This window comes from Salibaculum griseiflavum (genome assembly GCF_003129565.1).
GTDB classification, from domain to species: Bacteria; Pseudomonadota; Alphaproteobacteria; order Rhodobacterales; family Rhodobacteraceae; genus Salibaculum; species Salibaculum griseiflavum.
In genome coordinates, this window is sequence record NZ_QETF01000018.1 from 60454 (window position 1) to 68645 (window position 8192).

Consider the following 8192-nt stretch of genomic DNA (forward strand, 5'->3'; position numbering starts at 1 on the left):
AGCGGCAGTTGTTCACGGTTATCCCGGTTGAGGAGGAGCACAGCTAGATCAATCCAAGGCCTTTCAGGCAGCTGGCCGTATCCCCCAGCTGATGGGTCGGCACCTCGACCGTGATGGTGAAGCTGTCGGCAAAGGTTTTGGCGTAAACGCCGCCATCATCCATCAAAGCCATCTCGATTTCATCGAGCACGATGGCGATGCGGCGGCTGTCAAATTGCTCGGGCAGGTTCCGAATGGGGAGGCGAATGCTGGTGGTGTCCATGTTGATTTCTCCGAGCGTCGTCTTCCGGATCAGCTTCGCTCAGGCGGGCATAGTTATCCAGTGAATTAGACGTAATTCCATATGGTTAATCGCATTCTTGAGGCCTGACTATGTCGACAACCAGCCAACCCATCGGTGTCATCGCAAGGCTTCTGGATCTCTCTGAACGGCGCGTGCAACAGCTAAGCCGGGAAGGTTTGATCCCAAAAGCCGAGCGCGGTCAGTACGATCTGATCGGATCGGTGCGCGGCTACGTCCGTTATCTGCGCGATCAGGCGCAAAAGGCGCAGGCAGGCGCGCCGGATTACGCTTCCGAGCGGGCCCGCTTTATCCGAGCGCGGGCGGACCTTGCCGAGATGGAGGCAGAGGAAAAGCGCCATGCGTTGATCGCGGCTGACCAAATCGAGGCGGCCTGGATTGCGGTGCTTGCGCTTCTCAGAACCCGCCTGCTGGCCCTACCTGATCGGCTAGCACCTCAGGCCTTTGAAAAATCAACCGTCGGAGACACCCGGAACCTGATCCGCGCCGCCATCCGCGAGGTGCTTGATGATCTCGCAGAGCCAGACATTGAAATCGAAACCGACTCTGAAATTGACGGGCTCGCTGATCGTGAAGCGGACGGTGGTGAAAACACTCGCGGTTCTGAAACCACCGCCGGACTTGACGATCAGCGATTGGGCGGATCAGAACCGGCGGCTGAGCTCTGAGGCCAGTGCCGAGCCGGGGCAATGGCGGACCGCCCGCGCAGAATACCAGCGTGGTATCATGGAAGCGGTTTCAGATGCCGCCACCGAAACCGTTGTCATCATGTCCAGTTCACAGGTGGGTAAGACGGAAGTGGTGAATAATTGCGTCGGCTACCACATCGACCAAGATCCGGCACCGATCATGGTGGTGATGCCGACCGAGCGCGATGCGGAAACCTGGTCAAAGGACCGCTTCTCGCCCATGGCGCGCGATACGCCGTCTTTGCAGCATAAGATTGCTAATCCGAAGTCGCGGGATGGCAATAACAAGATCCTGCACAAACGGTTCCCGGGCGGTCATCTGACGATCGTGGGGGCCAACGCGCCCTCGGGGCTGGCAAGCCGCCCGATCCGGCTGCTCTTGTGCGATGAAGTGGACCGTTACCCGTTCAGCGCAGGCGCTGAGGGCGATCCGGTGAACCTCGCGAAGAAGCGGACGGTGACGTTCTGGAACCGCAAGATCGTGCTGGTCTCAACCCCGACCAATAAGGGCGAAAGCCGAATTGAGGCGGCGTTTGAAGAGAGCGACCAGCGCAGGTTTTGGGTGCCGTGCCCCGATTGTGGCCATGATCAAATCCTGACTTGGGGGCAGGTGAAATGGGACAAAGATGAAGCTGGCGGCCATCGCCCGGGAACCGCGCTCTATCATTGTGCAGAGTGCGACGCGGCCTGGACGGATGAGACCCGCTGGGCAGCGATCTCGAAAGGCCGCTGGCGTGCCGAGGCGCCGTTCAATGGGACAGCCGGGTTCCATCTGAACGAGATCTATTCGCCCTGGGTGCGGCTAGAGGCGATGGCCAAGGCGTTTCTATCGGCGCGCGCCGGTGGGGATGAGACGATGAAGACCTTCGTCAACACCTCGCTTGGCGAGACCTGGATGGAAAGCGGGGAGGCCCCGGACTGGCAGCGGCTGCAGGGTTTGAAGGAAGAGTGGCGCGCGGGCACAGTGCCAGCCGCTGGATTGTTTCTGACCGCAGGCGCTGACGTCCAGAAAGACCGGATTGAGGTCGATGTCTGGGCCTGGGGCAGGGGGCTGCAAAGCTGGTTAATAGATCACATTGTGATTGAAGGGGGGCCGGGCGACCCGGTTTGCTGGCAGAAACTGACCGACCTGCTTGGCCGGACTTGGGATCACGCAAGCGGCACGCCCATGACCATTGCGCGGCTGGCGATCGACACGGGTTATGAAACAGCCGCCGTCTACGCTTGGGCGCGTCAGGTGGGCTTTGGACAGGTCGCGCCGGTGAAAGGGCTTGAAGGCTTCAATCGGGCGAGCCCGGTGACGGGGCCGACCTTTGTCGATGCGACGATCGCAGGCAAACGCCTGCGCCGCGGGGCGCGCCTTTGGACTATCGCCACCTCGACATTCAAGGCCGAGACTTATCGGTTCCTGCGGCTTGATCCGCCGGAAGTCACCAGCCCCGGGGATGGTGAGCGGTTTCCTCCCGGCTTTCTTCATCTGCCGGGCTGGGTCGATGCGGAATGGCTGAAGCAGCTGACGGCCGAGCAACTGGTCACGGTCAAGAACAAGCGCGGCTTCGCGAAACTCGAATGGCAAAAGCTGCGGGAACGTAACGAAGCACTCGACTGCCGGGTCTATGCCCGTGCTGCTGCTTGGATCCTCGGCGCAGACCGCTGGTCAGCTGCACGCTGGGAGGAGCTCGCGTCCCAGTTTGCGGCTGTTGACGCCAAAGGAACGGTTCCAACTCGGGGCACACATAAAATTCGCAAGGCACAGGTGCGCCGCGTTGTGCGGTCGAATTACATGGGGTGAGTTTGGGCATGGCGGATCTGGCAACACTGAAACTCCGCCGGGAGGCTCTGACGTCGCAACGCTCCTCTGGGGTGGCCCGGGTCAGCTATGACGGCAAAACGGTGGACTATCGTAGCGTGGCTGAGATCGACCGGGCCATTGAGGCGCTCGACTGCGAGATCGCCTTGGCAGAGGGCCGGCGCATTGTCCGGCAGGTCCGCATAACAACGGCCAAAGGTCTCTGATCAGATGGCACTCTTCGACTTGTTCCGCCGCCGCAAGCCGGGCGGCCCGGAGGTCATGCGCGCGCGGCTTGAAGGGGCGATGGCCAAGCGCCGGCTCCGCGGTTGGAACCCGCCGCTTGAGAATATCAACGCGCTGGTCGCGTCGGGCGGCCCACGACTGCTGGCACGGTCCCGTGAACTGGTGGTGACCAACGGCTACGCGGCCAATGCCTGCGAGGCTTTTGCGGCCAATCTGGTCGGCGACGGCATCAAACCGTCCTCGCTGATCACAGATGCGGGGCTGCGTGACCAGGTGCAGAAGCTGTGGCTCGCCTGGACGGATGAGGCGGATGCCGACGGTTTGACGGACTTCTACGGCCTGCAGGCCATGGCCGCCCGCGAGATTTTTGTTGGGGGCGAGTGCTTTGTGCGGTTGCGCCCGCGCCGCGCGGAAGACGGGCTCCTGGTGCCGCTGCAATTGCAGCTTCTCCAATCTGAGATGCTGCCCTTTGAAAAAACCGAGACCGATCCGAACGGGAACCGCATCCGCTGCGGGATCGAATTTGACCTGATCGGGCGGCGGGTGGCCTATCACTTTCGCCGCCGCCATCCGGGCGACAGAACGGACCAGCGGGTGGCCGTGCCCGAAACGGTTCGGGTGCCGGCTGAGGAAGTGCTGCACATTTACCGGCCCATTGATGCAGGCCAGATCAGGGGCTTGCCGCATGTGGCGCCAGCCATGGTTAGGCTGTTCCTCTTGGACCAATATGACGACGCCGAACTCGACCGCAAAAAGACTGCGGCGATGTTCGCGGGCTTCATTACCAAGTCGGCGCCCGAAGACCTGATGATGGGCGAAAGCGAGGCCGATCTCGATGGTGCCGCCATCGCCAGCCTCGAGCCTGGCACAATGCAGGTGCTGCTGCCGGGCGAAGATGTGAAGTTCTCGAGCCCGGCGGATGTGGGCGGGGGCTATGAGGCGTTCCAGTATCGAACCTTGCTGGCCATCTCAGCTTCGCTGGGGCTGCCGTATCACCTTGTCACCGGCGATGTTCGGCAGGCAAACTATTCGAGCCTGCGGGCCGAACTGGTCGAGTTCCGTCGCCGCATCGGTCAGTTGCAGCATGGGGTCATGGCCCATCAGCTCTGCCGCCCGATCTGGCGGCGCTGGTTGGAGACGGCTGTCCTCTCGGGCGCGCTGGTTTCAGACCCTGTCACAGCTCGGCCGGTGCAATGGATTCCGCCCCGCTGGGACTGGGTCGACCCGCTCAAGGACATCCAGGCGCAGGTTCTGGCGATGGAGGCGGGCCTCACGTCCCGGCGCAAGGTGGTCGAGGCCACGGGCTACGACATCGAAGAGGTCGACCGTGAGAATGCCTCTGACGCGAAACGCGCAGCCGATCTGGGCCTGACCTTTCGCGCCAGCTCTTGCGAAACGCAGGGGGCAAGGGCGACGCCGACGCGACAGCCAGACCTCAGTGACGGGGCCGAAGACGATGATGGCGATGACCCGACAGGAACCGACCGCACCAATCCACAGGAGTGATCTGATGAAAAGCTGGTACGAGATCCGTGACCGTGCTTCGGGCGCGGAAGTGCTGATCTATGACGAAATCGGTGCCTATGGCGTCAGCGCGAAGGGCTTTCTGGCCGAACTCGGCGCACTGCCTGATGGCGTGCCGATCGATCTGCGCCTCAATAGCCCGGGCGGGTCGGTCTTTGACGCCGTGGCCATTTTCAATGCTCTGCAGCGGCATGACGGGAAGATCACCGTCTGGATTGACGGCATCGCAGCCTCCGCTGCGAGCTATATCGCCATGGCGGGCGACGAGATCGTCATGCCCGAGAACGCCTTCCTGATGATCCATGATCCGAGCGGCTTGGTCATGGGGACCGCCGAGGATATGCGGTCCACAGCCGAGGCGCTCGACAAGGTGAAGGTCAGCCTGATCCAGGGTTATGCGGGGAAATCAGGTAAAACTGACGACGACATCGCCACCCTGATGGCAGACGAGACCTGGCTTGATGCCCAGGATGCACTGGATCTCGGCTTCATCGACCGCCTTGCTGAGCCGGTGAAACTCGCCGCCTCGTTTGATGTCGCGCGCTTTCAGAATGCACCGCCTGAGTTGGCCGAAGCGGTCTCGGAAACCGTTGGGGCATCAGGTGGTTCTGACACGGACGACGCATTGCAGGCAGACGCGGCCCAAGCCGACGATCCCGAAGGGGATGTTGGGCACGACAACATCCTTGTCGACGACATCACGTCACCGGAAAACAAGGATGTGGGTGTTTGCGATCAGAACATTGGCCCATCCAGCCCGTCCGAGGGCAAGGTTGCAGTCGCCAATAGTGGTCCGGAAGAAAGTGCCATCCGCGCCGAGGCCATCGCCCATGCGCGTGCCGTGATCGATCTCTGCCGCCTTGCAGGCCAGCCGCAGTTGGCTGGGCGCTTTCTGGAAGAGGATGTCAGCCTCGACGAGGTCCGGAGCAGTCTTCTTCTGGCCAAGGCAGAGAACACCACGCACATCATCACCGCTGCCCATGCCCAGCCCGGGCGCACGGCCACCACCCAATCCTGGGGCGATGTGATCGCCCAAACCTTCAAGACGAAAGGCTAACGCATCATGACCACGCTGACCGAAGGCAAACACGCGGGCGGCTTCCTCGTCTGGGAAGTGCTGCGCGATTACACCCGCGAAACTGTCGCCATCGCCTCGGGCGCGGGCAAGCTCGAACCGGGCACCTTGCTTGGCAAGATCACCACGGGCGGGAAATACACCGGCCTGGTGCCCGGGGCAACGAACGGTAGCCAGAATGCCGCTGGCATTCTCTGGGCTGGCGTAGCCGCCACGGATTCTGATGTGCCCGGCGTCGTCATCCTGCGTGGTCCCGCCATCGTCAACCGCCACGAACTCGTTTGGCCCGAGGGCGCGACCGAGGCCCAGATCAATACAGCCACCACAGCCCTTGCCGCGCTTGGCATCATCCTGCGCTGAGCGCTCTGATAAAGGATACCCACACATGGCCACCATGGACATCTTCGAGGGCGACGCCTTCAACATCATCGAGCTCACCCGGGCTCTGGAAAACATCCCCTTCAAACCGGCAATCCTGTCTGGCTCCGGCCTTTTTGGCTCGCGCGGTGTGCGAGGGCGCACCGTGATGATCGAAAGTCGGGACGGCACGCTGTCGCTCATTCCGTTCTCGGAACGGGGTTCGGCTTATGAACAACAGGTGCCGGAACGGCGCGACCTGCGCGCCTTTGTCTGCCGCCAGTTCAAAAAGCAGGACGTGCTATGGGCGTCAGAGATCCAAGGCATTCGAGACTTCGGTTCGGAAACCGCGACCCAGCAGGTGCAGGCCGAGGTGGCGCGCAAGATGGCAAGGCTCAGGAATGACGCCGAGGCCACTTTTGAGTTCCACCTTTTCAACGGTATTCAGGGCGTGGTGAAGGACCCTAAGGACGGGGCGACCGTCATAAATTATTACAGCGAGTTCGGCATCACGCCGGCGGCGGAGGTTGATTTTGATCTCGACAACCAATCGCCTGCCTCGGGTGCCTTGCGTAAACGCTGCCAGGCCCTGATCGAAAGCGTGGAGGACACGCTGGGTGGGCTCGCGGCCGGTCAGGTGCAGTTGCGCGCCGAATGCGGCTCGGCCTTCTTTACCGATCTCGTGGCCCACAAGGAGGTGCGCGAGACCTATCTCAACACCGCCGCGGCGGCTGATCTGAGGGGCAGGGTGGGGGAGGAGGTGAGCTTTGGCGGCATCACCTTCCGCCGCTACCGCGGTGGCCTGGGCTTTGGCGTGCCCACGGACAAGGCCTACTTCTATCCCGAGGATGTCGAGGGTCTCTTCGAGATCTACTACGCGCCCGCCGACACGTTCGAGACGGTCAATACCCTCGGCCTGCCGCTCTATGCGCGCATGATCCCCGATCGCGAACGTGATGAATGGGTGCGTCTTGAGATCGAAAGCAATCCGCTGCCGATCTGCACCCGGCCGCAGGTGCTACGAACGGCCAAGCGGACGTGACGGGCGCCCTCACCATGGCGCTCGATGCGCTTTTTGCCGATCGCAACATCTCGGTGGAGATCTGGCACAGTGATGTGGAAGGACAGTTCACCCGCGCCCGAGGTATTTTGCGCCGTCCTGACGAGATCACCGAGTTTGGCGCAGCGCGGCTTGTGTCGGATACCGTGCGTCTGGATGTGCGCACGACCGAGATCCCGACTCCACAGCCCGAGGAACAGATCCTGATCGCCGATGAGACCTTTCTGATACAGGGCGCACCGCGCCGGGACCGCGAGCGTTTGGTCTGGACACTGGAGTTGCACCCCGCATGAAACTCGACATCGACATCACGCCCGACCTCGCCGCTTTGATGGCGGCAGAGATCAAGGCCGGCGAAAAGGCCGTGACCGCTGCCATGCGCCAGGCCGGGACCGGGCTCAAGACCGACTGGCGCGGGCAGATCACGCAAGCGGGGCTGGGCCGGCGTCTGGCAAACTCGATCCGCAACCGGACCTATCCGCGGTCCGGGGAGAGCTTGAACGCTGCAGCGCTGGTCTGGTCCAAGGCACCTGTTATCGTCGATGCTCATGACACCGGCTCGCTGATCCGCTCGAAAGACGGGTTCTACCTCGCGATCCCAACGGAGGCGGCGGGTAAGGGCACGCGGGGCAAGGCGCTGACCCCCGGGGAGTGGGAGCGGCGCCGCGGTTTGCGCCTGCGCTTTGTCTATCGTCGCCGCGGGCCGAGCTTGCTCGTGGTCGATGGGCGTCTGAATAGTCGCGGGTTTGGCGTCGTCTCCCGCGCCAAGACCGGGCGCGGACGCGCAACGGTCCCGATTTTCCTGCTCGTTCCGCAAGTCAAGCTGCCAAAGCGGCTGGATCTGGACCGGGACGCGGAACTGGCGCAAGCGGCAGTGCCGGGGCTGATTGTGGCGAACTGGGTGGAACCGCGCGTTAAGCGCTAGCCAGCCCTGGCAGAAGAGGTGGGATTCGAACCCACGGTACGCTTTCACGCACGCCGGTTTTCAAGACCGGTGCCTTCGACCGCTCGGCCACTCTTCCGCTTGGTACCCACGGCCGGACTCGAACCGGCACGGCCAATCTGGCCAGGAGATTTTAAGTCTCGTGTGTCTACCATTCCACCACGTGGGCTTTGGTAGGCCCGGCAGGACTTGAACCCGCAACCAAAGC

General features: G+C 62.5%; 10 protein-coding genes and 2 tRNA genes. 9 read left to right on the plus strand and 3 right to left on the minus strand.

What is annotated here, in order from left to right:
- Positions 1-43: 43 nt before the first annotated feature.
- Entirely contained in the window at positions 44-262 is a 219-nt protein-coding gene (locus DFK10_RS13705) for a hypothetical protein (RefSeq protein WP_109389593.1), read from the minus strand.
- A gap of 110 nt (positions 263-372) precedes the next feature.
- Between DFK10_RS13705 and DFK10_RS13710 the strand changes: the two genes are divergently transcribed.
- Genes DFK10_RS13710 through DFK10_RS13750 form a run of 9 tightly spaced genes read left to right on the plus strand, consistent with a single transcriptional unit; the run spans position 373 to position 7966 of the window.
- Positions 373-969 (plus strand): terminase small subunit, Nu1, encoded by a 597-nt coding sequence (locus DFK10_RS13710; protein ID WP_109389594.1) that lies wholly within the window; start codon positions 373-375, stop codon positions 967-969.
- Positions 923-2782: a phage terminase large subunit family protein gene (locus DFK10_RS13715; RefSeq protein ID WP_109389595.1), complete on the plus strand. Its 1860-nt coding sequence runs from the start codon at positions 923-925 to the stop codon at positions 2780-2782. The genes DFK10_RS13710 and DFK10_RS13715 overlap by 47 nt, the downstream gene beginning before the upstream one ends.
- A gap of 8 nt (positions 2783-2790) precedes the next feature.
- Positions 2791-3006, plus strand: a complete 216-nt coding sequence (locus DFK10_RS13720; RefSeq protein WP_109389606.1) for a phage head-tail joining protein — start codon at positions 2791-2793, stop codon at positions 3004-3006.
- A gap of 4 nt (positions 3007-3010) precedes the next feature.
- The gene (locus DFK10_RS13725) at positions 3011-4531 is read left to right on the plus strand and encodes a phage portal protein (RefSeq protein WP_235866854.1); all 1521 of its coding nucleotides are present in this window, start codon (positions 3011-3013) and stop codon (positions 4529-4531) included.
- 4 nt (positions 4532-4535) lie between these two features.
- Positions 4536-5606 carry a head maturation protease, ClpP-related gene (locus tag DFK10_RS13730; RefSeq protein WP_217810159.1) on the plus strand — a complete coding sequence of 357 codons (1071 nt, stop codon included), beginning with the start codon at positions 4536-4538 and terminating at the stop codon, positions 5604-5606.
- 6 nt (positions 5607-5612) lie between these two features.
- On the plus strand, positions 5613-5984 hold the full coding sequence (locus DFK10_RS13735) for a head decoration protein (RefSeq protein WP_109389597.1): 372 nt from the start codon (positions 5613-5615) through the stop codon (positions 5982-5984).
- Positions 5985-6009: 25 nt separating this feature from the next.
- The gene (locus DFK10_RS13740; protein WP_109389598.1) at positions 6010-7023 is read left to right on the plus strand and encodes a major capsid protein; all 1014 of its coding nucleotides are present in this window, start codon (positions 6010-6012) and stop codon (positions 7021-7023) included.
- Positions 7020-7334: a head-tail joining protein gene (locus tag DFK10_RS13745; RefSeq protein ID WP_328589380.1), complete on the plus strand. Its 315-nt coding sequence runs from the start codon at positions 7020-7022 to the stop codon at positions 7332-7334. The genes DFK10_RS13740 and DFK10_RS13745 overlap by 4 nt, the downstream gene beginning before the upstream one ends.
- Positions 7331-7966 carry a DUF6441 family protein gene (locus tag DFK10_RS13750; protein ID WP_109389599.1) on the plus strand — a complete coding sequence of 212 codons (636 nt, stop codon included), beginning with the start codon at positions 7331-7333 and terminating at the stop codon, positions 7964-7966. Before DFK10_RS13745 ends, DFK10_RS13750 begins: the two co-directional genes overlap by 4 nt.
- A 7-nt stretch (positions 7967-7973) precedes the next feature.
- Here the strand turns inward: DFK10_RS13750 and DFK10_RS13755 are convergent.
- Positions 7974-8063 (minus strand) — tRNA-Ser (locus tag DFK10_RS13755).
- 3 nt (positions 8064-8066) lie between these two features.
- Positions 8067-8153, minus strand: a tRNA-Leu gene (locus tag DFK10_RS13760).
- Between the last annotated feature and the right edge of the window lie 39 nt (positions 8154-8192).